The sequence below is a fragment of the Paracoccus everestensis genome, assembly GCF_021491915.1.
In the GTDB taxonomy this organism is placed as follows: Bacteria; Pseudomonadota; Alphaproteobacteria; order Rhodobacterales; family Rhodobacteraceae; genus Paracoccus; species Paracoccus everestensis.
The window spans coordinates 2,901,336-2,924,789 of record NZ_CP090836.1 but is presented as its reverse complement, the minus strand read 5'-3'; the positions used below and the strand labels follow the sequence as shown (position 1 = coordinate 2,924,789).

Sequence of the window (23,454 nt, the reverse complement as noted above, 5' to 3'; positions counted from 1 at the left end):
GGCGGCGTGGCGCGGAAATTCTTTCAGATCGGCTTCAACAAATGCGGCACGACCTTTATCGCGCGCCTGTTCGGGATGAACGGCTATCCCGCCGTTCACTGGGCCGAAGGCGCCCTGGCCGAGGACATCGCCTGGTCAAAGCTGACGGGCGTGAAGCCCTTGCGGCCCTGGGCCGACACGGTGGCCTTCACCGACATGGAATCCGTCCGTTACTTGAATATGCCCATCGTCGAGGCATTCAAGGAGTTCCGCTTCCTTGACGAAAGCTGGCCCGGTTCGGTCTTTCTGCTGAACACCCGCCGGGTCGAGGACTGGGTGATCAGCCGATATATGCACCGGAACGGCAGCTATGCCCGCGCTTGCGCCCAGATCCGGGGCGTGGCGGTAGCGGACCTGGCCGACCTGTGGGCCGACGAATGGGATGCCCACCTGGCCGATTGCCGCGCCTATTTTGCGAACCGGGCCGAGTTCGTGGAAATCGACATCGACCATGCCACCCCCGGCGATTACCGCGACGCCCTGGCGCCCTGGTTCGACCTGTCCAATTGCCCGCGCCGCCCCGGCGCGGGGGCCAAGTCGCGGCGCCAGGCCTATCTGCCGGCCCTCGCCCGGATGCTGGAGGCGCCGGACAGGGCTGCGGATCGCGATGCCGGCAGCATCAACGCTGCGGTGGTTTGCGCGGCTTGTCCGGCGGCCTTTGTTCCTGCCCCGCATCGGGCCGGGTCCCCTCATGCGGCAATTGTCGATCTGGACCGGGAGGAGGTTCGTGATCGCAGCGGCGCGGCGCTGCCCCTGCGGCGAGGCCCGGACGGGTTCTTTCATGCCCATGCCGCGATGCCCCGCCTTTTGCGCATCGCCACGACTGCCAATGACATCGCGCAGGTGGCAGACAGCGGCATCTATCACATCAACATGCAGCCCGGATATGCGGGGGGCGACGGCCCGGTGCTGGCGGGCTGCCGCAGGGCGGAGGCGGCCAATGTGTTCCTGTGGCCGATGCCGTGGATCCATCGGCTTGGCAACGACGGCTATCTGGGCCGCCCCGACCGCCCCGACCCGCCCTTTGCGCAAAAGCTGGACCGGGCCGTTTTCCGCGGCGACCTGTCTGGTCATGTGATCGCGCAGGACGGCCAGCCCCTGCGCCCGGTGCACGAGGCCGTGGCGGACCTGCTGGCGGGCAAGGCGGGTGCAGGGGCGGACCTGCGCGCCGCCGCACGCGTCGTACTGGCCCTGCGCCATCACGGATCGGACCGGATCGATGCTGGCCTGACCCCGGACGCGCGGGGGGAAAAGGCCCTGGGCCTCGCGGGCCTGCCGCATCTGATTGCAAGCCGGAAGGGCGACGATGTGCTGTTGTCGCACCGCTATCTGGTCTGCCTGGGCGCGACCTCGGGGGCCGAGGATTTCCTGCCGCTGGCCAACAGCAACTCGGTCGTGCTGCTGGAAGAGGACGGCTGGGAGACCTTCGCGCGCGGGATCTTCCAGCCCTGGCAGCATTATATCCCCCTGCGCCCCGGCGCGGGCGATCTGCCGGAAAGGCTGGCCTGGGCGCGTGCCAATCCCGACGACTGCCAGCAGATGTCCGCCCGCGCCCGGGGGCTGTGCGCGGTGCTGGCCGACCCCCAGGTCCGCCGGGACCAGCTTGCAGGGATCCTGCGCGCCTATCGCGCCGCCACCGGGCAGCCCTAGACCGTGGCGTTCAGCGCGCCGCCGTCCAGCAGGATGTTCTGGCCCACGATGAACCGCGCCTGCTGACCGCACAGAAAGGTGCAGGTGGCGCCGAAATCCTCGGGCGTGCCATAGGTGCCCGCGGGGATGCCCGCCTGCCGCTGGCGGCGCGCGTCCTCGATGCTGATGCCCTGCTTGTTGGATACACCCTTGTCCAGGCTGTCGGCGCGGGCGGTCGCATGAATGCCGGGCAGGATGTTGTTCACGCAGACCCCATGCCCCGCCACCTGGCGCGACATTCCCGCGACAAATCCGGTCAGCCCGGTCCGCGCGGTATTGGACAGCCCCAGCACCGATACGGGCGAGCGAACCGAGGCCGAGGTGATGTTGACCACCCGGCCCCAGCCCCGGTCCATCATGCCGGGCACAAGCGCCTGCATCAGCGCGATCGCCGACAGCATATTTGCGTCGATGGCGCGAATGAAATCGTCGCGGCTCCAGTCGCGCCAATCGCCCGGCGGCGGGCCGCCCGCGTTGGTGACCAGGATATCGGCTTGTCCGACCGCGGCCAGCACCTTGGCGCGGCCTTCCTCGGTGGTGATGTCGGCGGCGACGGGGGTGACGGAAACGCCGTGCTTCCGTGCGATCTCCTCGGCCGTCCTGGTGATCTCGGATTCGGTGCGGCTGTTGATGACCAGATCGACCCCTGCCTCGGCCAGGGCTTCGGCGCAGCCGCGCCCCAGACCCTTTGACGCCGCGCAGACCAGCCCGCGCTTTCCCCTGATGCCCAGATCCATGACCGCTCCCCTGCGTTGTTCCCCGGCAGGAAAGCGCAGGGAGCGGGGGATTGTCAAACCGCTTGCGACAGTCCCCTTGCGGCCTCGCGGATCGTGCGGATGTTCTGCCCGTAAACCTGCGGCTGGCTGACCGACCCGCCCTTGAACACCGCCGATCCTGCGACCAGCACATCCGCCCCGGCCTTGGCCACAAGGGATGCGGTCTTGGGATCCACGCCGCCGTCCACCTGGATATGGATGGGCCGGTCGCCGATCATGCCGCGCAGGCGGGCGATCTTGTCCACCTGGCCGTGGATGAACTTTTGCCCCCCGAAGCCGGGGTTCACGGTCATCACCAGCACCATGTCGGCCAGATCCAGCAGGTATTCCACCGCCTCGACCGGGGTGCCGGGATTGAGCGCGATCCCGGCCTTTTTCCCTGTCGCTCGGATCGCCTGCAGGGTGCGGTGGGGATGGGGACCGGCCTCGACATGGGCGGTGATCATGTCGGCGCCCGCCTCGGCATAGGCCTCGATATAGGGGTCCACCGGGGCGATCATCAGGTGGACATCCATGAAGGTCGTGACATGGGGACGAAACGCGTTCACGGCAGGCGGGCCGAAGGTCAGGTTCGGCACGAAATGCCCGTCCATCACATCGACATGGACCCAGTCCGCACCCTGATCCTCGATGGCGCGGATCTCGGCCCCGAAATTGGCGAAGTCGGCGGATAGGATGGAAGGCGCGATCTTGATGCTGCGGTCGAAGGTCATGGCGGTCCCTTTCCCAATCATTCCGCAGCGGATTGGCGGTTTGCGCCCTGCGCGTCAAGCCTGTCCATGTCCAGCCCGCCCCGAAAACGCGGATGTTGGGTTCGGCGATCAGCGACAGGCGGAAGGCGTCCATGGGCCCCTTCGCCTTGTTGATCAGGCGGTCGGCCTGGCGCAGGTGAACGCGGTCCAGCGCGTTTCGAACCTGCCGGGTATTGGCGAATGCGGCAGGGTCCGGCGGGCGGTGATATACTGCTCCATCGCCGTTCGCGCATCATCGTCCAGACGGTAGTTCTGGCTGGTCAGCATCTTTTCCGCGATATGCAGCAGTTCGGGACCGCTATGCTCGGGAAGTTCGATGCGATGCGCGAGCGGCCCTTGCGGCCATAGCCCAGGCGGTGCAGCAGGCTGGCCATCTTCAGCGCCACGGTGGTCTTGCCGGTCAAGAACATATGCAGCATGGACGTTTCGACAGCCAGCCCCAGCTGGCGGCGGCCTTGTCCCCCAGCAGCAGGGCGGCGGTCTCGCGGATGTGGGACTTGACCGGTTCAAGGCCTGTCAGGGTCTCATCCAGTTCGCGCACGCCGCTTTACTCGAAGGATGCGGCCAGATCGACATGGGTGGGGCGGGGATCGTCCATTGGGGCACCTTTCACAAAAGCTTGGGCGGTGGGGGGGACACCGCCGGAAGGGATCAGGCGTATCGCGCGCCTGCAGGTTCGCGCATAGTATGGCTTTCGATGGTGTATCGGATGCTGCGGCCCTCGCCTTCCTGACGGACCATGCCGAAGCCGGGTTCGCTGGCTGGGCGGTTCACGATGACGCTCATGCTGACGGATTCCCAACCGGGCGATGCGCCAAAGGCGATGACGCGGATGTACTTGCCGCCATGTTCCTTGCGGCATTCGTTGACCTGGAAGACCACGGCGGCGTCCGGGTTGTCCAACATCGGATGGCCCCACATTTCCCAATAGGTGTCCCAAGGATGGGGGTCGTCGGTGTATTCGACCGACACGGCCCAGCCATTGCCGATAGCGTATTGGGCCTGGACCCGGATGTCGTCGTCCGACAGGTCGGGCAGAAAGCTGAACTGTCCTTGGCGCAGTTTCATGGGTTTTGTCCCTTGTGGCGGGGGCGGTGCGTGCAAGCACGCACCCTAGGGGCGGGTAGGGCGCGTGTTCACACGCACCGTTGGGATCACATCGACACTTCGGCCATCGGCGTGAAATCAGGCGCACCGGTCGAGGCATAGTTGAAGGGCACGTCCTTCCACACATCCAACGCCTGCTTCAGCGGCGTGCAGGTCCTGGCCGCGTTGCGCAGGATATCCTCGCCCTCGTTCCAGATGTCGCGATCGGCGTTGCGCGCAAAGACCATCGCCTCCAGCGCCACGCGGTTCGCGGTCGCGCCAGCCTAGATGCCGTGCGGATGGCCGATGGTTCCGCCGCCGAATTGCAGGACCACATCCTCGCCCAAATAGGTCAGTAGCTGGTGCATCTGGCCCGCATGGATCCCGCCCGAGGCGACAGGCATCATCTTGTTGAGCGATGCCCAGTCCTGTTCGAAGAAGAGCCGTTTTCCTGGGCCATCGGATTCCGATCCTCGCGGAAGATGTCGTAATAGCCCTTGGTGGTGGCCGGATCGCCTTCCAGCTTGCCCACGAACCTGCGGCGTAGCGCTTTTGGCGTCCAGCTTGGTTGGCATCTCGTTCGTGGTGACTCCTCCTCTCCGGCGGCTTTCGCGCCGGTGATGGCCGGGTCCAGAACCCCGACGCATAGTGGTTGACCCTCTTGTCCATCGCGATGACCTTGGTCTTGGGTGCCTGCCCCGCCGTGCCGAAGCGTTCGAACCGGTCGCGGCACAGCGTGCAGCGACCCGTCCATCATCACCGATGTGAAGCCGTGGCGGATCGCCGACATGCAGGTCGCCAGGTTGTTGCCGTGGTCCTGGTGCAGGCAGATCGGGATGCCGGGGTTAGTCTCGGCCAGGGCCTCGGCCTTGCGGCGCAGCGTGATGTCGCCGGCATAAGACCGCGCGCCCGGCTGGCTTGCAGGATGACCAGGCATCGACGGCGGTGGCTTTCAGGATCGCCAGACCCTGTTCTATGTTGTTGATGTTAAAGGCGGGCACGCCATAGCCATGGTCTAAAAGCTATCTCAGCGTGATCAGCGCCATCAGTTCTCTCCCGTGATAAGCTGCTTGGCCAAGGCCAGGACCGAGGGGGTGGACTGGCTGGTCAGGGCGATTTCCCAGGCCTCGGCGGTTGCCACCGCACCGGCGGGGGAACACCTGAAGGTTCGGGATGGTGCGCAAGGATGCCAGATGCTTGACCAGCTGGTAGATCAGGCCGTCTTCGCTCAAATCGATGTTGTCATGGGTCCATCACATGGACGATCGGCACCCTCATCTGTGCGCCCAGCCGGATCGCGGGCCGGGAATAGTCGGGGAATGCCGGGAATTTCCCGCCATAGGGGATGAACCCGCCATGCAACGCAGTCCCGTTCATCACCGCCGCCATGCCATGTTCGCGAATACCACAATGGACATAGCGGCCCGCATAGTCGTCCGGGCGTACAGCCTGCATTCCCTTGCTGCGGGTCAGTTTCGACCCGTTCAGATCCGCGCTTCCGCCAATGGTCCGGGGCAGGGTCGCGTTGATGGCCTCCAACGCCATTTCGCTGGCCTTGCGGGTTGCGACCTTCGGGCGAACCGCAACAAGCCTTTGGTAATGATTAGCGATCAAATCCTTTTAGGCGGATAGAAGGGTCGTACGGCCGATCCCGCATCTTGCGGGCGGCGATGTCTTCGGCCCCAAAGGCGCGCCGTGGGCATCGTGGCCGCCCCGCTTGTTCGGCGCGCCAAAGTCGATGATGGTCTTGCAGGCGACCATCGAGCGGCGGTCGTCGGCCCACGCGGCCTGAATGGCCGCGGCGACTGCCTCGCGGTCATGCCTGTCCACCGCCTGCATATGCCAGCGCGCAGCGGCAAAGCGCACCTTCTGGTCGGCGCGGGTGGACAGGTCCGTCCTGCCGTCGATGGTAATGCGGTTGTCGTCCCACGGCACGATCAGCCGCCCAGCCGCAGGTGGCCCACCAGGTCGATTGCCTCTTGGCTGATCGCCTCCATCAGGCAGCCTTCGCCCGCAATCACATAGGTCCAGCGGTCCCTCAGGTCCGGCCAGCGGGCATGGGCCATGCGTTCCGCCAACGCCATGCCGACGGCGCTGGTGATGCCCTGGCCCAGGGGGCCGGCCGTGATCTCGATCCCCTTGGCAGGGCCGTATTCTGGGTGGCCTGCCGTGCGCGATCCCGTCTGCCGGAAGACGCGGATCTGGTCGGTGCCCATGTCGTCATGGCCCAGCAGGTGATTGACGGCATAGACCAGCATTGACCCATGCCCCGCCGACATCACGAAGCGGTCGCGATCAGGCCAGCGGGGATAAGCCGGATCCACCCGGATGAAGCGGTTGAACAGGACGGTCGCCACATCGGCCATCGGCCATCCCCATGGGCGCGCCGGGATGGGCGATGTGGCGGCCTCGACCGCGTCCATTGCCAGGGCACGGATCGCGTTCGCTATCTTGGCTTTCAGAACTGGATCGATGCGGGTCATCTGGTTCATCGCATGGCCTCAGGCGCGCTTGGCGTCGGCAACCAGACGCAGGATCATCGGCGTCAGGATCAGCTGCATGGCAAGGTCGCTTTTCGGTCCCGGAATGACGATGGAATTGGCCCGCGTCATCCACGACCCGTCGATCATCTGGGTCAGATAGGGAAAATCGACGCCGCGCGGGTTGCGGAACCGGATCACCACCAGGCTTTCGTCGGCGGTGGGGATCCAGCGGGCGATGAAGGGGTTCGAGGTATCGACCACCGGCACCCGCTGGAAATTGATGTCGGTCTGGGTGAATTGCGGGCAGATGCAATGCACATAGGCATGCATCCGGCGCAGGATCGTGTCGGTCACGGCCTCGGTCGAATAGCCGCGGGAGGCCTTGTCGCGGTGGATCTTCTGGATCCACTCAAGGTTGATGACGGGCACCACGCCGATCTTCAGATCCGCCAAGCCCGCCAGGTTGACGCTGTCATTGACCACCGCGCCGTGCAGCCCTTCGTAGAACAGCAGGTCCGATCCTGCCTCGAAAGGTGCCCAGGGGGTAAACGTGCCGGGCGGCGTGCTCCAGCGTTCGGCCTCGCGGTCATCGTGGACATAATGGCGGGTTTCCCCGCTGCCCGTCTCGCCATAGATGCGGAAGATCTCCTCCAGCTTCTCCAGTTCATTGGCATCAAAGCTGAAATGGCTGAAGGTCTGATCGCCCGCGGCCTGGCGGCGGGCCAGTTCGTCCTTCATGGCCTGCCGGTCGAAGCGCTGGAAGGCATCGCCCTCGATGCTGACGGCGCGGATCCCCTCGCGGCGGAAGATTTGGTCGAAGGTGGACTTGACCGTGGTGGTGCCCGCCCCGGAACTGCCGGTGACGGAAATGATGGGGTGCTTCTTGCTCATGGATATACCTCAGGCCCACAACAGGCCGCGATGGCCGAACAGGGCGGACACCTCGGCGTCGGGCAGGTCGTGACAGGCGGCGACGCGGTCCGCTTTTGCGGCAAATCCAAAGACCAGCGGCGTGCGCCCGTGAAGGTCGGTGATAGTGGCGTCCAGCGTAAGTTGAAGTTCTGCGCACGGGGGCCGTCGATCCCGGCCAGGCAGCCGTCGATATAGGCGCGGAACGGGCGGCCAATGACGATAGTGCGACGCGCTGATGGCGAATTCGAAAAAGCAGATGGGCATGGTCATGCGGGGGCGGTCAGGTCGAAGCTGTCCGTGTCGGGGTTCAGCGTATAGATTTGCGTGCCGTCGCCAAAGCTGACCATCAGGCAGCAGCGCGGACCAAGGATGATGCATCCCCCTGCGATCAATTCGCGCGCGGGGCGCAAGAAGCTGGCGTCAGGCTGATCCTTGGCGGGACAGACCGCGAAGATCGTGCTGATGGACACATTGGTGTCGATGTTCGACGAACCGTCCAGCGGGTCGATTGCCAGCATCAGCGGCCGGACTTGCGGCGGCATATGGGTCGTTTCGATGCTGGGCGCGGTCATCGGCCCCTCCTCATGGCGTTCGACGAGGGCAGATTGACAGGCAGAAAATTTCAAGGAAATTTAATAATCTGGAAGATGTATTAAAATTTGATGAAAATGAAGATTGATGGGATCAGCTTGCGGCAGCTGCGCTGCCTGCGCGCGGTGGCTGACAGCGGCAGCCTGACGGGCGCCGCAAGCCTGCTGGGATTAACCACGCCCGCCATCCACAGCCAGCTGCGGGGGCTAGAGGAGTTGGCCGGTCGTCTCCTGGTAGCTCGGGCCGAACACGGCGCCTTTCGCCCGACCCCCGAGGGGCAGGCCTTGCTTTTGGCCGAGGCGCAGATCGCCACCGCCTTAGCCCGCGCAGGGCGTGATATCCGCGCCTTGCAGCAAGGCCATGTTGGCACCGTGGTGCTGGGCGTGGTGTCCACCGGCAAATATTTCGCCCCCGGCCTGGTCGCCCGGCTTTTGCGACTTTTGCCCGATATCGAGGTGACGTTGCGCATTGGCAACCGCGACACGATCCTGGCGGCGCTTGCGGCCGATCAACTGGATCTGGCGATCATGGGCCGCCCGCCGCGCGAACCGGCGGTGATCGCCGACCCTGTCGGACCCCATCCCCATATCATCATCGCTGCACCCGATCATCCATTGGCCCCCGCCGACCCGGTGATGCCCGGCGACCTGCTGGCCCAGACCTTTCTGTCACGCGAGGAAGGATCGGGCACCCGCACCCTGATGACCCGCTTTCTGGATCGCATCGGCGAAGGCGCGACATGGCGCGCGGTCGAAATGGGCACCAACGAGACGATCAAGCAGGCGGTGATCGCGGGCCTGGGGATCGCGCTGATATCCCAGCACACCGTGACCGAGGAATTGCGGTCGGGCCGCCTGATCGCGCTGCGGGGCATCGGACTGCCGATCCAGCGAAGCTGGTATCTGCTGCGCCGCGCCGATCGGCAGCCCAGCCCCGCCACCGCCCGGATCAGCGAGGAGATCCTGACGATGCGCGGCGCCTTTCTGCCGCAGCTTTAGGTTCCGCCGCGAAGGGCCTCGATCTGGGCAGCAAGGGCCGATCCGCCCCCTTCAAAGATCAACTCGACCCCTTGTGCGCCGACCTCGGCCTCGGCCACGCGGACATAGGCGCCGACCCGATCTTCGGAAATCACCTCGCCCGACTTCATGCTTTCGATGACAAAGAAATAGCGACCGTCGGCCAGCTTCTCACCGCTGTCATTGCGGCCCAGCCAGTCGATCTGGCCTTCGCCCGGCCCGATTTCCTCTCTCAACACCTCCTTGCCCGCTTCGTTCAGCGTCACCAAGGTGACGTTGTCGGCACGGCTGTCCGGGGCGATGTCCAATGTCAGAGGCTTGTCCCCGAACCAGACGGGTTCGGTCGTCCGCACCTCTTTCCCAATCCACTCGGCCAGCTGGCCCAGGCTGCCGCCCGACTGCGTCAGCATCTGTTCCAGCAGCTTGTTGGTCTGCGCCTGCTGTTCGACCCCCGAGAAGGTCGCAAGCTGGACGGCGAAATCGCTGCCCTCCATCGGGTTCAGGGGATCCTGGTTCTGCAACTGCGTGGTCAGCATCTTGAGGAAGGTGTCGAAATTCGTCGACTGGGCGGTCGTGAAAGCGGTGGGCGGGGCGGCCGAGGCGGCGGTCGCGGTCGTTGCGCCGGTGATTGCGGAAACCAAGCGTTTTTCCTTTCAGATGCGGATGTCCAGACGCGCCGGGATCGCCATGGGCGTCCAGGCAACGGGAACAGGAACAGATTCGGTCACGTCAAAGCCCTGCCGGGCCGCTTCGGGAAACGGCTTCTGGCCGCCGGTCCCGGTCCCGTTGTCGTCTTGGAACTCAAAGGACGCGTCGGCCATTCCGGCATCGCCGAAACAGTCCTGCAAGATCGAGGCATTGCGGCGCAGCTGGTCCAGGATCTCGGGCCGTTCGGCCCAGACCAGCACATGGGGGCTGTGTTCCGGCCCGGTCATGACCATGCGGATGCGGCCTAGTTCCTCGGGCGCAAGGGCAACCTCGATCCGGTCCTCGCGGGCTGTGACGATCGCCTCCGCCATCTGGCGCACCACCGATGGGACAGGAACCCGGATCAGCGGCCGGTCCGGGGAGGCCGCTGCGGCGTCGCGCGACGGATGAACGGGCAGGAGGGACAGGTCGGCGGGCACAAGGTCGATCTGCGGCATATCGGTGGCTGCCTGGACCAACAGGACAAGCGGGGGATCAAGTGGCGCGGCCTGGGCGACCCGCGGCCCCAATTCGGGCGGGGCCACCTTGATTTCGGGGATATCCGCCTCCACTCCCTCTTGCCCCTCCTCGGCCGGAGCTTGGCGAAAGGCGCCGGTAATCCCCGACAAGTCCTCGATCAGCATCTGCAACCGGTCCTGGGGGGGCTGGCCCCCATCAACCATGTCTGCCGAAATCGCATCGGTCGGCAACTCGTCAATCGCAACCTCCTCGACGGTGAAGTCCGATGCATCCTCCTCGCCCTCGACCACAGGTTCGGCAAGAACCGAGGCTTGGATCATATTCGCGACCGGTAAAACAAAACTCTCTGACATAGGCCCGATTCCCAACCTGAGGCCTTCAGGAATAAGGATAAGTCCTTACGATTTATTTACCGTGAGACGCTAATCATGAAAAATATCCGCAATCGGGAAAATGGTCATGCAGGTCAACCAAGTTTCAACGGCGTCCGCGTCCGCGTCCGCGTCCCCGCCACGCCCGCCATCCGAACAACTCGAACAACTGTTTCTGGAGGAGATGCTGAAATACTGCGGTCCGAAATCCAACACCGGCGCGTTCGGCGGCGGCATTGGCGAAGACCAGTTTTCCAGCTTCCTGATCCAGGAACAGGCCGCGGCCCTGGCGGACCGCATGGATCTGGGATTCAGCAAATGGATGGGGCAATGAAACCCAAGCACCGCGAAATCCTGCGCGGCATCGAACAGGCCATCATTTCCGGCGACGCAGCCCAGGCCCTTGTCCGGATCGAGACGCTTGCCCACCGATTCGAACGCGACGGGCTGGATGCCGAATCGAAGGCGCAAACCGAGCAGGTTCTGCAACACCTGCGCCGCCTGGCCGAGGATTCGGCGCGCGGCACCCAGCGTGCCATCGACCAAATCCGCGACATCGTCAAGAATGCGCGCAGCCTGCAAACCTATGACCAGGCGGGCCAGCGCCGCAATACGCCCACCAATGCCATGCTGGCGCAGCGGTTTTAACTAAAATCCTTTGTGTTCGGTATTTGAGGGGCGAGGGAAGATTCACTATCCATCAATCACCGGCTGCTAGGACTGTGGTCATGCCAAAAGCGGCACAGGGATAAACACCCAGGGTCAGAAGGCCAATTGTCACAATCAAGGATGCAAAGCATCCATTATATCCGAGGATAAGATGTCCAGTATTCTGACCAACAATGGCGCCATCGTCGCCCTGCAAACCCTGAAGAACGTCAATGCCAACCTGAACAAGGCGCAGTCGGAAATCGCGACCGGCAAGTCGATCGGTTCCGCCAAAGACAACGCTGCGGTCTGGGCTATCTCGAAAATCATGGAGACAGACCAATCGTCGCTTCGTTCGATCCAGAGCAGCCTGAATGTTGCCGGAGCAACTGTTGGGACTGCACTCAGCGGCTCTGAGCAAATTGTAAAAGTTCTGAATGAGATGAAGGATCTCGCTTCTCGAGCAGGAACCGATGGCTTTGACTTCGCCAAGGTCACCAATGACATTGCCGAGAAAGAGAAGCAGATCACGTCGATCATTGCTGGCACGCAGATGAACGGGGTGAACCTGCTGAAGGCTGGTGGTGTGCCCGGTCAAGCTGCGGTAACAGGTACGGCCGTTCAAAACTTCACGGTGCTGGCTTCTCTGAATCGTGCCTCTGGCAGTGGCACGACCACTGCGGGGCTGATTCAGGTTGCTTCGCTTGGATATGATCGTGCCTACGTTGCTACAGACGCCTCCACCTTGGCGACGAGCGGGGTGGGACATTCCTCTTCCGCTATTGGCACGCTGGCCGACCAGGACGACGTGACTACTGCAGTTTCGAAGATCGAGAACCTGTTGGACATCGCCGTAGCTGGCTCTGCCAAGCTTGGTGCGGCTGCCAAAAGGATCTCTGATCAATCAGAGTTCGTTGGGAAGCTTGCCGACTCTCTTAAGGTGGGCATCGGTTCTCTGGTGGATGCCGACATGGAAGAAGCCTCGGCCCGCTTGCAGGCGCTACAAACCCAGCAGCAGCTGGGCATCCAGGCCCTATCGATCGCCAACCAGGCGCCCTCGGCGATCATGAGCTTGTTCCGCTGATCCAGGATACTCGTTGGGGCGCCCTGTGGCGCCCCGCTATCGCTGACCCTTCAGATCAGGATGATCACCCTTGAACGCGGTCCCTTCTTTTTCCAACACTGGCTATGGCAACAGCGTCGTCCGCACCGCGCGCGATGCCGAATACGATGTCTTCTCGCGCGTGACCCGGATGTTGCGCCAAGCGGCCGAGGCCGGGTGTGGCCCGGATACGATCGCCGCCGTGGACAAGAACAACCAACTTTGGACCATTCTGGCAAGCGACCTTGCCGACCCCGGCAACGCGCTGCCGGACGCTGTCCGGGCGGGGCTGCTGTCGCTGGCCGGCTTTGCGCTGCGTCACGGCCATCAGGCTTTGTCTGGCAAAGTCAGCCTTGCCCCGCTGATCGACATCAATATGGCCATGATGCGCGGGTTGCGCCAGGAGGCCTCGGCATGAGCGGCCTTGTTCTAAAGCTTGCGCCAAACGAACGCGTGCTGATCAACGGGGCCGTTATCGAAAACGGTGATCGTCGATCCAAGATCGCCATCCGCACACCCAATGCGAATGTCCTGCGCCTCAAGGACGCGATCCATCCCGACCGCGCAAACACCCCAGTCGGCCGTGCCTGCTATATCGCGCAACTGATCCTGTCAGGTGACGCTGCTCTGGACGAAGGCAGGCGCCAATTGCTCCTGGCTATCGCACAACTGGCCTTGGTGTTCGAGGACAAGGCCAGCCAGGCTGCCCTATGCGACGCGCGGATCAGCGTCGAAGACGGCGCAGTTTATCCCGCCCTGCGGCGGCTGCGTGACCTGCTGCCCCAGGAAGACCAGCTTATCCAAGCCCGCCGTCAATGAGGGTGCCATGACCGCAGCAATCACCGTGGGGTTAAGCGGCTTGGCGGGATGGCGTGTGTTGCAGCGCATGGAATCCCGTCAGCTCGAGGCCACGGCGAAAGACCCTACGGTGCAACGGGCCACCGCCTATCTCCAGGAAAACCTGACGGCCACCACCACGGCTGCGGATTTGGTCGGTGATTACAAGATGCTGCAGGTGGCGCTTGGCGCCTTTGGCCTGGACAGCGATCTTGCCAGCAAGGCCTTCATCCGCAAGGTGTTGGAAGCGGATTTGGGGGACAGCGCATCCCTGGTCAACCGGTTGGGGGACAAGCGTTATCTGAAGCTGGCCCAAGCTTTTGACAAGCGGACAGACGCCGTCGCGACGGGTAAGGCACTGACGCAGGCCTATGTCCAACGGCAATTCGAAAAGCGCGTGGGCGAGGGGGATGAAAGCTATCGCTTGGCCCTGAACGCCCGGAACGAGGTCAAGGCCTTTGCCACCCGCACATCCAGTGACAAGACCCTGTGGTATGAAGTTCTGGGCAACGAACCTCTGCGCACCGTTTTTGCAGGGGCCTTCAGGATGCTCAGTTCAATCGCCAACCTGTCGGTCGATCGTCAGCTTGAGGAGTTCATGTCGGCCTCAGAACGGTTTCTAGGCAGCAGCAGCTTTTCCGCGATTTCGACGGACGCCACCATCGACAAGCTGACCACGCGCTATCTTGCCCTGTCACAGGTCCAAACCGCGACGACCAGCAACCGCTATGCTGCCGCATTGTCCCTGCTATCGAGATAAAGGACTGAAATGCAGGGAGCAGGTAGCTATGAGCTTGGCGACGGCCGAGTCATTGCGCACTCCTTCATCACCTATCTGTAAACCTTGGAAGCGTGTCTGTATCGGCAAGGCGACACGGGCGACTGTTTCGGGTTGCCGCGGCGTGATCCTGCGTCGAGTCGAGTCATCGGCACGGATTTGGCAAGGCGCGCCACGAACAACCTGCTCGGCAGGCAGCACGCCTGCCCGGATGAGGCGGCGTATCCGGTGGTTTGCGACGCCCACGACTTTGGCTGCTTCGGTCATGGTCAGCCAGGCGCCATCCATTTCCGTGGACCGGCAGGCGTGGATGCCACGCACAGGCCGGCCCAAGGCGACACAGTGCGCCGTCTAGGTTTTGCCCTGTCCTGTGGGCATTCCCATGCGATTGAGCGAGGCGGCGACATGGTCGTCCGACCAGCGTCCTGCCATGCTCCGCATCACCCCCAGCGCATCCCCGGTGGTCTCACAACCCTGTTCGCCCGCTCGAGGTTTGCGAACCCTCAGTTCCGAGTGGCGACCGCCCCGCCAATGGATCGTGAGGACGACCTCGCGCACCGCATCTCAACATCCACGACAATATCGGCAATCAGCGTTCAGAGTATCCGTCCTGGTCAAGTCGGTTTAGGGGCCCAATTGCGGTCGGCTTTGACGAGAGCGTTGGCCGTTTCGATGAGCTTGCGCATGAGCGTGACGATGGCCAGCTTGGCGGGCTTTCCGGCCTCGCGCAGGGCGTGATACTTCGCCTTGAGATCAGGGTGGAAGCGCATGGCCACGAGGGCAGGCATGTAGAGCGCGTCACGCAGGGGCTTTCGCCCGCCGCTGATGAATGACTTTCCCTTCCATTGACCGGACTCGCGGCTGTTCGGGACAAGACCTGCGAGACTTCCGGCCTGCTTTCTGTCGAGGGTGCCGATTTCCGGCAGGAAGGTGAGGATCAGCGCGGCGGCGATGGGTCCGAGGCCGGGGATCGAGCACAGGATCTCGCGCTTGCGCTCCAGGGCTTTGTCGCTGGCGATATGGCGTGCAATCGCGGCATCAAGCTCGGCGAGCTGGCGCTCGACGAGGGTCAGGCGCACCTTGCTCTGGCGTTTCAGGATCGGATTGAGCTGCACATGGCTGCGGTTGCGCAGGCGGGTGCGCTCCTTGACCAGTGCCGTCCGTGCCACCTGCAAGTCTTTGAGCGCAAGCAGGTTTTCCGCGGCTGGCGCATCCGGTTCCAGCCTCAGGGCGGCCCCCATCCGAGCCAGGATGCGTGCATCGATGGCATCGGTCTTGGCCCGCATCCCGCACGCTTCGGCAAAGCGCCGGGCCTGCAGCGGATTGACCTTGACCAGCGGCAGCTTGCCCGACAGCGCCGTCTCGAAGGCCCGATGATAAGGCCCTGTCGGTTCGAAGACGATGCGGGCGACCGGCGTCTGGCCGAGCCAGCGGATCAAGGCCCGGAAGCCCCGGGGCGCGTTCTCGAACCGCCGCGCCGCCTGGTCTTCCAGTCGGAAGGCGTCGAGATGGGTTTTCGAGATGTCGATGCCAATGGTATGTTCAGTCATCTTCGCCATGTCCTATGCTTGTCATGCGTGACGCAAACACGCGTATCCGTTCAGGCCCCTGGTGAAGACGGCGGTTGATCAAACTCCGAAACGGTCCTTGCTGACCCAGCAGATGACGATCCAACCGCCGCCACTGCCCGCCATAAATGGCGTTGCGGGCAGTGGCTCCTGTATACCCTCAGAAGCCAGCCCCTGAATAAGACAAGGAGGAATAATCGTCCCATTGTCACATCGGGCGCATTCCAAGCCGCTGACAGATTGTCCGCCAGATTGGCGAAGGTGCGCGGATCGATCTCGATGGTCGATGAATGTTTGCCAAATTGGCGGGCTTCCAGATCCCGCACGCGGCGCAGCGCTGTTTCCCAGTTCTTCTCCAACCGCGCGGCGATCAGACGGTTGTCAGGATCGCAGGCCGCATAGCAACGCTCGGCAAGAGCGGCTTCGCAACAGGCCTGCTGCAGTTCCAGATCGAGGATCTGGCGCCGATCCTCCTGTCGTTCCCGGTGTATTCGCTCTGCCTCGAACGCGGCCTCGATCGCCAGCGGTTCTCCCGCGCAGCAGCGCGCGCGCAACCGCCCCCTCAACACTTGGACGCCAAAGGTCATGCACCGGGGCAGGCATATCATCAGGTTGGGCTTGTCCCAACGATAGACCGGCCGACTTTGCGGGTTGCCTGTATAGGCGACACTCAGTCGTCGTCCACACCGCCCGTACGTTATGATCCCCGACAGTAACGCCTTGCCGCCCCAGCCTGACTTCGTGCCGCCGGCGCGCGGCCATAGGTGCTGAGCGCCAACTGCTTCTGGTTGCGCTCTTAGACCTCCCAACTGATGTAGCCCTTGTAGTGGTCCTTGATGAAAATTTCCCAAGTTCCTGCCGGCTTGCCCTACCCGTAAATCCGCGCGGCACGCCCGTCGACAAGGGAGATACGCTTCTCACTCTTTCCGTAAGGATAAGCGCCTGCATAGAATGGTTCTTGAGAACCGCGATGACATCGCGGTAGCGGGTCGGCAACCAGGTGAAGCTGGTCCCGCGGCCCTCATCTGAAGGCTGAGGGAGGTGGATCTGATCCGCCGTCACCGGCAACAGCACCTGGCGCGCGCTGCCAAGTTCGTGGAAGCGGGCGAAGATGAGCCGGATCACTTCCTGCATTCGGAGATCTGGATCGAGCCCCAAGCCTGCTTCGCGATGCCAGACATAGCCAAACGGCACCGAAAGGTACAGTTTGCCCCGGCGCGCCTTCGACCTGGCAGCATCGAGCATCCTCGTTCCGAGCACGCCCAACTCGAACTCGCCGATGCTGTCCTTCGGTCACGACCGACAGTTATGTACACTGTCGGTCGGTCGCATTCCGATATCCCCTCAGGCCTGCAGGCTTCTGACGCCGACCTCGCCTTCCTCGCGCGACTTGACGGCTGCGACGGCCGCGATGCTGCCCGCGGCCGTGGTGAAGTAGGGGATCTTGTCATACAGCGCCACCGCACGGATCTCGCGGGAGTCGGCGATGGCCTGGACACCCTCAGTCGTGTTCAGGACCATGGCGATTTCACCATTCTTCATCCGGTCGACGATGTTGGGGCGGCCTTCGTAAACCTTGTTCACACGGGCAGTCTCGACCCCCGCAGCCGCCAGGAAATCGGCAGTGCCGCTGGTTGCGATCAAGGAAAAGCCCATCGATGTCAGGTCGCGGGCGGCGCCGGCCAAGGCCTCGGTCTTGTCGGCGTCCTTGACGGAAACAAAAATGCGGCCTTCAAAGGGCAGGTTCGATCCCGCGCCCATCTGCGCCTTGAGGAAGGCGCGGGCGAAATTGCGGTCCCAGCCCATGACTTCGCCCGTCGAACGCATTTCCGGGCCAAGCAGCGTATCGACGCCAGGGAAGCGGGCAAAGGGCAGCACGGCCTCCTTGACGGAAAACCAGGGTGTGATCGGATCGGCCAGGGTCATCGGATCGGCGAAGGGCAGGTCGGTTTCCGGGCCGACGCCTTCGGGATAGGGCGCGCGCAGGGGGAAGTTCGACATGGGCTCGCCCGCCATCAGCCGCGCCGCGATCGATGCAATGGCGCTGTCGGTAGCCTTGGCGACAAAGGGCACGGTGCGGGACGCGCGCGGGTTCACCTCGAGCACATAGATCGCGCCGTCTTTCAGCGCGAATTGCACGTTCATCAAGCCCTTGACCTTCAGCGCGCGCGCCATCGCCACGGTCTGCTTTTTCAGTTCCTCGATGGTGGCGGCGTCCAGGGTATGAGGGGGCAGGGAACAGGCGCTGTCGCCCGAATGGACCCCCGCTTCCTCGATATGTTCCATGATGCCCGCGACATGGACGTTTTCACCGTCCGACAAGGCGTCCACATCGACCTCGATCGCGCCGGACAGATAGCTGTCCAACAGCACCGGATTCTTGCCGGACACCTTGACCGCCTCGGTGATATAGCGGCGCAGGTGGTCCATGTCGCGCACGATCTCCATCGCGCGGCCCCCCAGCACATAGGACGGGCGGATCACCAGCGGAAAGCCGATGCGCTCGGCGATCTGAATGGCCTGCTCGTCGGAATGGGCGATGCCGTTGATGGGCTGACGCAGGCCCAGATCGTTCAGCAGATGCTGGAACCGCTCGCGGTCCTCGGCCAGGTCGATGGCGTCGGGGGTGGTGCCCAGGATCGGGATCCGTTCGGCTTCAAGGGCATTGGCCAGCTTCAAGGGAGTCTGGCCGCCGAACTGGACGATGACGCCGTGCAAGGTGCCGTTTTCCTGTTCCACGCGCAGGATTTCCAGAACGTGTTCCAGCGTCAGCGGCTCGAAATACAGCCGGTCGCTGGTGTCGTAATCGGTGCTGACCGTTTCCGGGTTGCAGTTGACCATGATCGTCTCGTAGCCCGCATCGGTCAGCGCAAAGCAGGCGTGGCAGCAGCAGTAATCGAACTCGATCCCCTGGCCGATCCGGTTCGGCCCGCCGCCCAAGATGACGACCTTCTTGGCATTGGTCGGGCGCGATTCGCATTCCACGTCGCCCATCGCCGGGGCTTCATAGGTGGAATACATATAGGGGGTCTGGGCCTCGAATTCGGCGGCGCAGGTGTCGATGCGCTTGAAGACGGGAACCACGTCCAGCTTGCGGCGGATGCGGCGGATGTCATGTTCGTCGCGCTTGGTCAGGCTGGCCAGGCGGGCATCGGTAAAGCCCATCATCTTGACGGCGCGCAGCCCTTCGGCATCGGCAGGCAGGCCATTGTGGCGCAGCTTGTGTTCGGCATCGACGATTTCGCGGATGCGGGCCAGGAACCAGGGGTCGAAGCTAGTGATGCGCCCGATTTCGTCATCGCCCAAGCCAAAGCGCATCGCCTCGGCAATGACGCGGATGCGGTCGGGGGTGGCTTTCGACAAGGCGGCGATGACGGCGGGCTTGCCTTGGTCGGCGGCGCCTTCGATGGCGATCTCGTCCAGGCCAGTCAGGCCGGTCTCCATCGAGGCAAGTGCCTTTTGCAGCGATTCGTGGAAGGAACGGCCGATGGCCATGACCTCGCCCACGGATTTCATCGCCGTAGTCAGTTCGGGCTTTGATCCGGGAAACTTCTCAAAGGCAAAGCGCGGGATCTTGGTCACGACATAATCGATGGAGGGTTCGAAAGACGCGGGCGTCACCTTGGTGATGTCGTTGTCCAACTCGTCCAGCGTATAGCCCACGGCCAGTTTCGCGGCGATCTTGGCAATGGGAAAGCCGGTTGCCTTCGATGCAAGTGCCGAGGATCGCGACACGCGCGGGTTCATCTCGATCACGACCATGCGGCCATCGGCCGGGTTGATCGCCCATTGCACGTTGGATCCGCCGGTTTCCACGCCGATTTCGCGCAGCACGGCGATAGAGCCGTTGCGCATTATCTGGTATTCGCGATCGGTCAGCGTCAGGGCCGGGGCCACGGTGATGGAATCGCCGGTATGCACGCCCATCGGATCGACGTTTTCGATGGCGCAGACGATGATGGCGTTGTCGTTGCGATCCCGCACGACCTCCATCTCGAATTCCTTCCAGCCCAGCAGGCTTTCATCGACCAGAACCTGCGCCACGGGGCTGGCGTCCAGGCCGGACCGCACGATCCGTTCGTAGTCGTCGCGGTTATAGGCAACGCCGCCGCCGGTCCCGCCCAGGGTAAAGGCGGGACGGATGATGGCCGGCAGGCCGATGTCCTCCAGCGCGTCCATGGCCTGCGCCACGCCCGCGTTGACGTCGTATTTGCCGCTGGCAAGTTTCGGCGCGGCGACGATGGTAGCCTTGGGGTTTTCCAAGCCGATCCGGTCCATCGCCTCGCGGAACAGCTTGCGATCCTCGGCCATCTCGATGGCGGCACGCTGCGCGCCGATCAGTTCCACGCCATAGCGGTTCAGCACGCCCATGTCGGCCAGCGCCAAGGCCGTGTTCAGCCCGGTCTGCCCGCCCATCGTCGGCAGCAGCGCGTCGGGGCGTTCCTTGGCGATGATCTTTTCGACGATCTCGGGGGTGATCGGCTCGATATAGGTGGCATCGGCCATTTCCGGGTCGGTCATGATCGTCGCGGGATTGGAATTCACCAGGATCACCCGGTATCCTTCCTCGCGCAGCGCCTTGCAGGCCTGGGCGCCGGAATAGTCGAACTCGCAGGCCTGGCCGATGACGATGGGGCCTGCGCCGATGATCAGGATCGACTTGATATCGGTTCTTTTCGGCATGGCTTGGTCCTTCGGGCTTCGCGGCGGCGGGCGGCGGCTAAATCGTCCGGGGTTATAGCCATGCGCGGTCGGGGCGCAAGGTGGCACGGGCCGGCAGATGCGGGTTTTGCCGAAAGGCTATCGCGGTGGCTGGCGCAGCGCCGCCGCCAGCGCCCGGTCCAGCGATTGCAGGAACCGCGACCGGTCCGCCTTGGAAAACGCCGCCCCGCCGCCCTGCATGAACGGATTGGAGGCGCGAAGATCCGCCATCAGGTCGCGCGTGGCAAGCCGCGGGCCGATATTGGCAAGGCTCAGCACCTCGCCGTCATGGGTCACGACCTGCGCACCCTCCTTGAGGCAACGGTCCGCCAGCGGCAGGTCGCCCGTCACCACCACGTCGCCCGGCCCGCACTGGTCGGCGATCCACTTGTCCGCCTCGTCCGGGCCTTCGGCGACGATCTTCAACGTGACCAGCGGGTTGGCGGACGGCCGCAGCCCGCCATTGCAGACCAGCACCATCGGCACCCGCAGGCGCGTCGCCACCCGTTCAGCCTCGGCCTTGACCGGGCAGGCGTCGGCGTCGATTAAAAGCGTGGTCACCCGTCGCGCCTCAATCGCGCAGCAGTTCGTTGATCGAGGTCTTGGACCGCGTTTTCGCATCCACGCGCTTGACGATCACGGCGCAATACAGGTTGACGCCGTTCTTCGAGGGCATCGACCCGGCAACCACGACCGACCCGGCCGGAACCTCGCCATACATGACGGCGCCGGTTTCGCGGTCCACGATCTTGGTGGACTGGCCGATGAAGACGCCCATGCCAAGGACCGATCCTTCGCGGACGATGCATCCCTCGACCACCTCGGACCGGGCGCCGATGAAGCAATCGTCCTCGATGATCGTCGGCCCGGCCTGCAGGGGTTCCAGCACGCCGCCGATGCCGACACCGCCCGACAGATGGACGTTCTTCCCGATCTGCGCGCAGGAACCGACGGTGGCCCAGGTATCGACCATCGTGCCCTCGCCCACGCGGGCGCCCAGGTTCACAAAGGACGGCATCAACACTGCCCCCGGCGCGATAAAGGCGCTGCGCCGCACGATGGCGCCGGGCACGGCGCGGAAACCGGCCGCGCGCCACTGGTTGTCGCCCCAGCCTGCGAATTTTGACGGCACCTTGTCCCACCAGTTGGACCCCTGCGGACCGCCCGACATCTCCTCCATGTCGTTCAGGCGGAAGGACAGCAGCACGGCTTTCTTCGCCCACTGGTTCACGTGCCAGTCGCTGCCGCGCTTTTCGGCCACGCGCAGGTTGCCGCTGTCCAGTTGCGCCAGGGTTTCCTCCACCGCCTCGCGCATGAAGCCGGTCGTGCTGGCGTCGATGTCGGCGCGGGCTTCCCACGCGGCCTCGATGGCGGTCTCAAGTGCTTGGGTCATGGCCTCTCCTCTGCGGCGGGTGGAAACTGGTTCACCGGGGCTATAAGCCTGGGACAAGCCCCGTGCAATCCGAGGATCCGATGAACGACGCGACCAAGACCACCGAGGACCGCGCCCACCCCTTTCCCCACAGCGACGAGGATGCAGTCCGCGCCGAACAGATTCCCGATACGCCGCAGACCCGCTCACCCGCCTATCAGTTGGCCTTCACCGACCGCGACTTCTTGTTGCGAGAGGAACTCCGCCCCATCCGCCTGCAACTGGAGTTGCTGAAGCCGCAGATGCTGCTAGACGAGGCAGGGGTCGAATCGACCGTGGTGATGTTCGGCGGCGCGCGCATCCCCTCGCCTGAAAACGCGGCCAATGCGCGGACCCCCGCGCTGGCCGGGCTGTCTGCCTATTACGAGGAAGCGCGGCTGTTCGCGCAGGAAATGACCCGCCGCAGCCTGGAAACCGGTGGGCGTGAATTCGTCATCACCACCGGCGGCGGCCCCGGTGTGATGGAGGCGGGCAACCTGGGCGCGCACGAGGTCGGCGGCAACTCCATCGGCCTGGGCATCGTGCTGCCCCACGAACAGGCGCCGAACGTCTATGTGACGCCGGAGCTGTGCTTCAACTTCCACTATTTCGCGATCCGGAAGATGCATTTCCTGATGCGCGCCCGCGCGATCACCATCTTTCCGGGCGGCTTCGGTACCCTGGACGAGTTGTTCGAGACCCTGACCCTGATCCAGACCGGCCGCATGGCCCGTGTACCCCTGCTGATGTTCGGCAGGGAGTTCTGGGAGGGGATCGTCAACTGGCGGGGACTGGCAGACGCGGGGACGATCTCCGAGGAGGATCTGGGCCTGTTCCGCTATGTCGAGACAGCGGAGGAAGCGGTGGAGATCATCGACGGTTGGGAACTGCTCGGCCGCAACTAGAATCGCAGCCGGAGGCCCACGACATTGGCATTGGTGGCGCCGCGCATATTCCCCAGCGTCTGTCCCCCGCCCGAACGGTGATGAAGCCGCCAGAAGACGGACCAGTCCGTGTCGGGGGCGGCAAGCTCCAGTTCGGGTGAAAGATAGAACAGCAGTTGCGCGTCGCCGTCATCGCGCGCAACTTGTTCGGTTTCCCGGCCCAGATGCGCCGCATCGACATAGCTGAGGCCGAAAATGATCGACGGGGTCAGCACAAGATCGCGCATCAGCCTGTACCGGCAGCAGCGGATGCCGATCCCCGCCCAGGCTTCGGTGGTGGTGTCCCGTCCAAAGCGATGCGCCATACCGCCCTTGTAGCCGATATCCACATGGCGGCCCCGCCAGGTCCAGCGCTGGATGCCGATCCCGAGGATCCCGTTGTCCTCATAGGAAACACCGGGGATGTTGACGCTTTTGGGCATGGCCTCGGCGGTCATGCGGCCGCCGAAGGCGAACAGGTTCCGGTCCACGGGGGCAACGGGTTCGGCCAATGCGGTTCCTGCGGCAAGGCTCCAGGCCAGAAGCCACAGGACAAGCGCATGGGGCATCCAGAACCTACGCCACGGGCGACGGCGTCACCGGC

Annotated in this window: 24 protein-coding genes and 3 pseudogenes; 9 read left to right on the top strand and 18 right to left on the bottom strand. The window is 63.9% G+C overall.

Going from position 1 to position 23,454, the window contains the following annotated elements:
- The first annotated feature begins 6 nt into the window (after nt 1-6).
- A complete protein-coding gene (locus LZ585_RS14665; RefSeq protein ID WP_234854280.1) occupies nt 7-1,689 on the top strand; it encodes a glycosyl transferase family 90 in 1,683 nt (560 codons plus the stop codon).
- Here the strand turns inward: LZ585_RS14665 and LZ585_RS14660 are convergent.
- From LZ585_RS14660 to LZ585_RS14975, 10 genes and pseudogenes are all read right to left on the bottom strand, one after another.
- Complete coding sequence (locus LZ585_RS14660; protein ID WP_234854279.1) at nt 1,686-2,465, bottom strand: SDR family oxidoreductase; 780 nt, start codon at nt 2,463-2,465, stop codon at nt 1,686-1,688. The genes LZ585_RS14665 and LZ585_RS14660 overlap by 4 nt on opposite strands.
- Before the next feature lie 53 nt (nt 2,466-2,518).
- A complete protein-coding gene (gene rpe, locus LZ585_RS14655) occupies nt 2,519-3,217 on the bottom strand; it encodes a ribulose-phosphate 3-epimerase (RefSeq protein WP_234854277.1) in 699 nt (232 codons plus the stop codon).
- A 299-nt stretch (nt 3,218-3,516) separates the two neighbouring features.
- Complete coding sequence (locus LZ585_RS14905) at nt 3,517-3,675, bottom strand: hypothetical protein (RefSeq protein ID WP_315857616.1); 159 nt, start codon at nt 3,673-3,675, stop codon at nt 3,517-3,519.
- A gap of 232 nt (nt 3,676-3,907) precedes the next feature.
- Nucleotides 3,908-4,324 carry a ribulose bisphosphate carboxylase small subunit gene (locus tag LZ585_RS14645; protein WP_234854276.1) on the bottom strand — a complete coding sequence of 139 codons (417 nt, stop codon included), beginning with the start codon at nt 4,322-4,324 and terminating at the stop codon, nt 3,908-3,910.
- Between the two features lie 86 nt (nt 4,325-4,410).
- Nucleotides 4,411-4,874, bottom strand: a pseudogene (locus LZ585_RS14640) (RuBisCO large subunit C-terminal-like domain-containing protein); the annotation flags it as partial.
- Between the two features lie 201 nt (nt 4,875-5,075).
- A pseudogene (locus tag LZ585_RS14635) lies at nt 5,076-5,343 on the bottom strand (class II fructose-bisphosphate aldolase); the annotation flags it as partial.
- A 65-nt stretch (nt 5,344-5,408) separates the two neighbouring features.
- A pseudogene (locus LZ585_RS14630) lies at nt 5,409-6,825 on the bottom strand (transketolase); the annotation flags it as partial.
- 18 nt (nt 6,826-6,843) lie between these two features.
- Nucleotides 6,844-7,716, bottom strand: coding sequence for a phosphoribulokinase (locus tag LZ585_RS14625; protein WP_234854275.1), 873 nt, complete (start codon nt 7,714-7,716; stop codon nt 6,844-6,846).
- Between the two features lie 9 nt (nt 7,717-7,725).
- Nucleotides 7,726-8,007 carry a hypothetical protein gene (locus tag LZ585_RS14980; RefSeq protein WP_234854274.1) on the bottom strand — a complete coding sequence of 94 codons (282 nt, stop codon included), beginning with the start codon at nt 8,005-8,007 and terminating at the stop codon, nt 7,726-7,728.
- Nucleotides 8,004-8,309 (bottom strand): hypothetical protein, encoded by a 306-nt coding sequence (locus tag LZ585_RS14975; RefSeq protein ID WP_234854272.1) that lies wholly within the window; start codon nt 8,307-8,309, stop codon nt 8,004-8,006. Before LZ585_RS14975 ends, LZ585_RS14980 begins: the two co-directional genes overlap by 4 nt.
- A gap of 96 nt (nt 8,310-8,405) precedes the next feature.
- On the opposite strand from LZ585_RS14975, the gene cbbR reads away from it, so the two are divergent.
- Nucleotides 8,406-9,326, top strand: coding sequence for a LysR family regulator CbbR (cbbR, locus tag LZ585_RS14610; RefSeq protein WP_234854271.1), 921 nt, complete (start codon nt 8,406-8,408; stop codon nt 9,324-9,326).
- Here cbbR and LZ585_RS14605 read toward each other — a convergent pair.
- Entirely contained in the window at nt 9,323-9,985 is a 663-nt protein-coding gene (locus LZ585_RS14605; protein WP_234854270.1) for a flagellar hook capping FlgD N-terminal domain-containing protein, read from the bottom strand. The two genes, cbbR and LZ585_RS14605, sit on opposite strands and share 4 nt — an antisense overlap.
- A 12-nt stretch (nt 9,986-9,997) precedes the next feature.
- The gene (gene fliK / locus LZ585_RS14600) at nt 9,998-10,831 is read right to left on the bottom strand and encodes a flagellar hook-length control protein FliK (RefSeq protein WP_234854268.1); all 834 of its coding nucleotides are present in this window, start codon (nt 10,829-10,831) and stop codon (nt 9,998-10,000) included.
- Between the two features lie 139 nt (nt 10,832-10,970).
- Between fliK and LZ585_RS14595 the strand changes: the two genes are divergently transcribed.
- The 6 genes from LZ585_RS14595 to LZ585_RS14570 all read left to right on the top strand — a co-directional run bounded on the left by LZ585_RS14595 (nt 10,971) and on the right by LZ585_RS14570 (nt 14,229).
- Entirely contained in the window at nt 10,971-11,216 is a 246-nt protein-coding gene (locus tag LZ585_RS14595) for a hypothetical protein (protein WP_234854267.1), read from the top strand.
- Nucleotides 11,213-11,530, top strand: a complete 318-nt coding sequence (locus tag LZ585_RS14590; protein WP_234854265.1) for a hypothetical protein — start codon at nt 11,213-11,215, stop codon at nt 11,528-11,530. Before LZ585_RS14595 ends, LZ585_RS14590 begins: the two co-directional genes overlap by 4 nt.
- Before the next feature lie 172 nt (nt 11,531-11,702).
- Nucleotides 11,703-12,614: a flagellin N-terminal helical domain-containing protein gene (locus tag LZ585_RS14585; RefSeq protein WP_234854264.1), complete on the top strand. Its 912-nt coding sequence runs from the start codon at nt 11,703-11,705 to the stop codon at nt 12,612-12,614.
- 70 nt (nt 12,615-12,684) lie between these two features.
- Nucleotides 12,685-13,050, top strand: coding sequence for a flagellar biosynthesis regulator FlaF (flaF, locus tag LZ585_RS14580; protein WP_234854262.1), 366 nt, complete (start codon nt 12,685-12,687; stop codon nt 13,048-13,050).
- Complete coding sequence (flbT, locus tag LZ585_RS14575) at nt 13,047-13,451, top strand: flagellar biosynthesis repressor FlbT (RefSeq protein WP_234854261.1); 405 nt, start codon at nt 13,047-13,049, stop codon at nt 13,449-13,451. Before flaF ends, flbT begins: the two co-directional genes overlap by 4 nt.
- A gap of 7 nt (nt 13,452-13,458) precedes the next feature.
- Nucleotides 13,459-14,229 carry a DUF1217 domain-containing protein gene (locus tag LZ585_RS14570; protein ID WP_234854260.1) on the top strand — a complete coding sequence of 257 codons (771 nt, stop codon included), beginning with the start codon at nt 13,459-13,461 and terminating at the stop codon, nt 14,227-14,229.
- A 632-nt stretch (nt 14,230-14,861) separates the two neighbouring features.
- Here the strand turns inward: LZ585_RS14570 and LZ585_RS14565 are convergent.
- The 5 genes from LZ585_RS14565 to dapD form a co-directional block, all read right to left on the bottom strand.
- Complete coding sequence (locus tag LZ585_RS14565; protein ID WP_234855850.1) at nt 14,862-15,797, bottom strand: IS110 family RNA-guided transposase; 936 nt, start codon at nt 15,795-15,797, stop codon at nt 14,862-14,864.
- 50 nt (nt 15,798-15,847) lie between these two features.
- Entirely contained in the window at nt 15,848-16,402 is a 555-nt protein-coding gene (locus tag LZ585_RS14560; RefSeq protein WP_234854259.1) for a hypothetical protein, read from the bottom strand.
- Nucleotides 16,403-17,159: 757 nt separating this feature from the next.
- Complete coding sequence (carB, locus tag LZ585_RS14555; protein WP_234854258.1) at nt 17,160-20,498, bottom strand: carbamoyl-phosphate synthase large subunit; 3,339 nt, start codon at nt 20,496-20,498, stop codon at nt 17,160-17,162.
- Between the two features lie 117 nt (nt 20,499-20,615).
- Nucleotides 20,616-21,077: a YaiI/YqxD family protein gene (locus LZ585_RS14550; RefSeq protein ID WP_234854256.1), complete on the bottom strand. Its 462-nt coding sequence runs from the start codon at nt 21,075-21,077 to the stop codon at nt 20,616-20,618.
- 10 nt (nt 21,078-21,087) lie between these two features.
- Nucleotides 21,088-21,909, bottom strand: coding sequence for a 2,3,4,5-tetrahydropyridine-2,6-dicarboxylate N-succinyltransferase (gene dapD / locus LZ585_RS14545; RefSeq protein ID WP_234854255.1), 822 nt, complete (start codon nt 21,907-21,909; stop codon nt 21,088-21,090).
- Nucleotides 21,910-21,989: 80 nt separating this feature from the next.
- On the opposite strand from dapD, the gene LZ585_RS14540 reads away from it, so the two are divergent.
- On the top strand, nt 21,990-22,832 hold the full coding sequence (locus tag LZ585_RS14540; RefSeq protein WP_234854253.1) for an LOG family protein: 843 nt from the start codon (nt 21,990-21,992) through the stop codon (nt 22,830-22,832).
- On the opposite strand, the gene LZ585_RS14535 is transcribed toward LZ585_RS14540, so the two are convergent.
- Entirely contained in the window at nt 22,829-23,419 is a 591-nt protein-coding gene (locus LZ585_RS14535) for a hypothetical protein (protein WP_234854252.1), read from the bottom strand. The two genes, LZ585_RS14540 and LZ585_RS14535, sit on opposite strands and share 4 nt — an antisense overlap.
- Between the last annotated feature and the right edge of the window lie 35 nt (nt 23,420-23,454).

Bases quoted from the DNA above. Each gene is read 5' to 3' on its own strand.
- LZ585_RS14540 (WP_234854253.1), top strand. From the start codon at position 21,990: ATGAACGACGCGACCAAGACCACCGAGGACCGCGCCCACCCCTTTCCC.
- LZ585_RS14645 (WP_234854276.1), bottom strand. From the start codon at position 4,324: ATGAAACTGCGCCAAGGACAGTTCAGCTTTCTGCCCGACCTGTCGGAC.
- LZ585_RS14660 (WP_234854279.1), bottom strand. From the start codon at position 2,465: ATGGATCTGGGCATCAGGGGAAAGCGCGGGCTGGTCTGCGCGGCGTCA.
- cbbR (WP_234854271.1), top strand. From the start codon at position 8,406: ATGAAGATTGATGGGATCAGCTTGCGGCAGCTGCGCTGCCTGCGCGCG.
- LZ585_RS14560 (WP_234854259.1), bottom strand. From the start codon at position 16,402: ATGACCTTTGGCGTCCAAGTGTTGAGGGGGCGGTTGCGCGCGCGCTGC.
- LZ585_RS14590 (WP_234854265.1), top strand. From the start codon at position 11,213: ATGAAACCCAAGCACCGCGAAATCCTGCGCGGCATCGAACAGGCCATC.
- LZ585_RS14570 (WP_234854260.1), top strand. From the start codon at position 13,459: ATGACCGCAGCAATCACCGTGGGGTTAAGCGGCTTGGCGGGATGGCGT.
- LZ585_RS14905 (WP_315857616.1), bottom strand. From the start codon at position 3,675: ATGCTGCATATGTTCTTGACCGGCAAGACCACCGTGGCGCTGAAGATG.
- LZ585_RS14535 (WP_234854252.1), bottom strand. From the start codon at position 23,419: ATGCCCCATGCGCTTGTCCTGTGGCTTCTGGCCTGGAGCCTTGCCGCA.
- LZ585_RS14980 (WP_234854274.1), bottom strand. From the start codon at position 8,007: ATGACCATGCCCATCTGCTTTTTCGAATTCGCCATCAGCGCGTCGCAC.
- LZ585_RS14565 (WP_234855850.1), bottom strand. From the start codon at position 15,797: ATGACTGAACATACCATTGGCATCGACATCTCGAAAACCCATCTCGAC.
- dapD (WP_234854255.1), bottom strand. From the start codon at position 21,909: ATGACCCAAGCACTTGAGACCGCCATCGAGGCCGCGTGGGAAGCCCGC.
- LZ585_RS14585 (WP_234854264.1), top strand. From the start codon at position 11,703: ATGTCCAGTATTCTGACCAACAATGGCGCCATCGTCGCCCTGCAAACC.
- LZ585_RS14625 (WP_234854275.1), bottom strand. From the start codon at position 7,716: ATGAGCAAGAAGCACCCCATCATTTCCGTCACCGGCAGTTCCGGGGCG.
- carB (WP_234854258.1), bottom strand. From the start codon at position 20,498: ATGCCGAAAAGAACCGATATCAAGTCGATCCTGATCATCGGCGCAGGC.
- LZ585_RS14975 (WP_234854272.1), bottom strand. From the start codon at position 8,309: ATGACCGCGCCCAGCATCGAAACGACCCATATGCCGCCGCAAGTCCGG.
- rpe (WP_234854277.1), bottom strand. From the start codon at position 3,217: ATGACCTTCGACCGCAGCATCAAGATCGCGCCTTCCATCCTATCCGCC.
- LZ585_RS14595 (WP_234854267.1), top strand. From the start codon at position 10,971: ATGCAGGTCAACCAAGTTTCAACGGCGTCCGCGTCCGCGTCCGCGTCC.
- flbT (WP_234854261.1), top strand. From the start codon at position 13,047: ATGAGCGGCCTTGTTCTAAAGCTTGCGCCAAACGAACGCGTGCTGATC.
- fliK (WP_234854268.1), bottom strand. From the start codon at position 10,831: ATGATCCAAGCCTCGGTTCTTGCCGAACCTGTGGTCGAGGGCGAGGAG.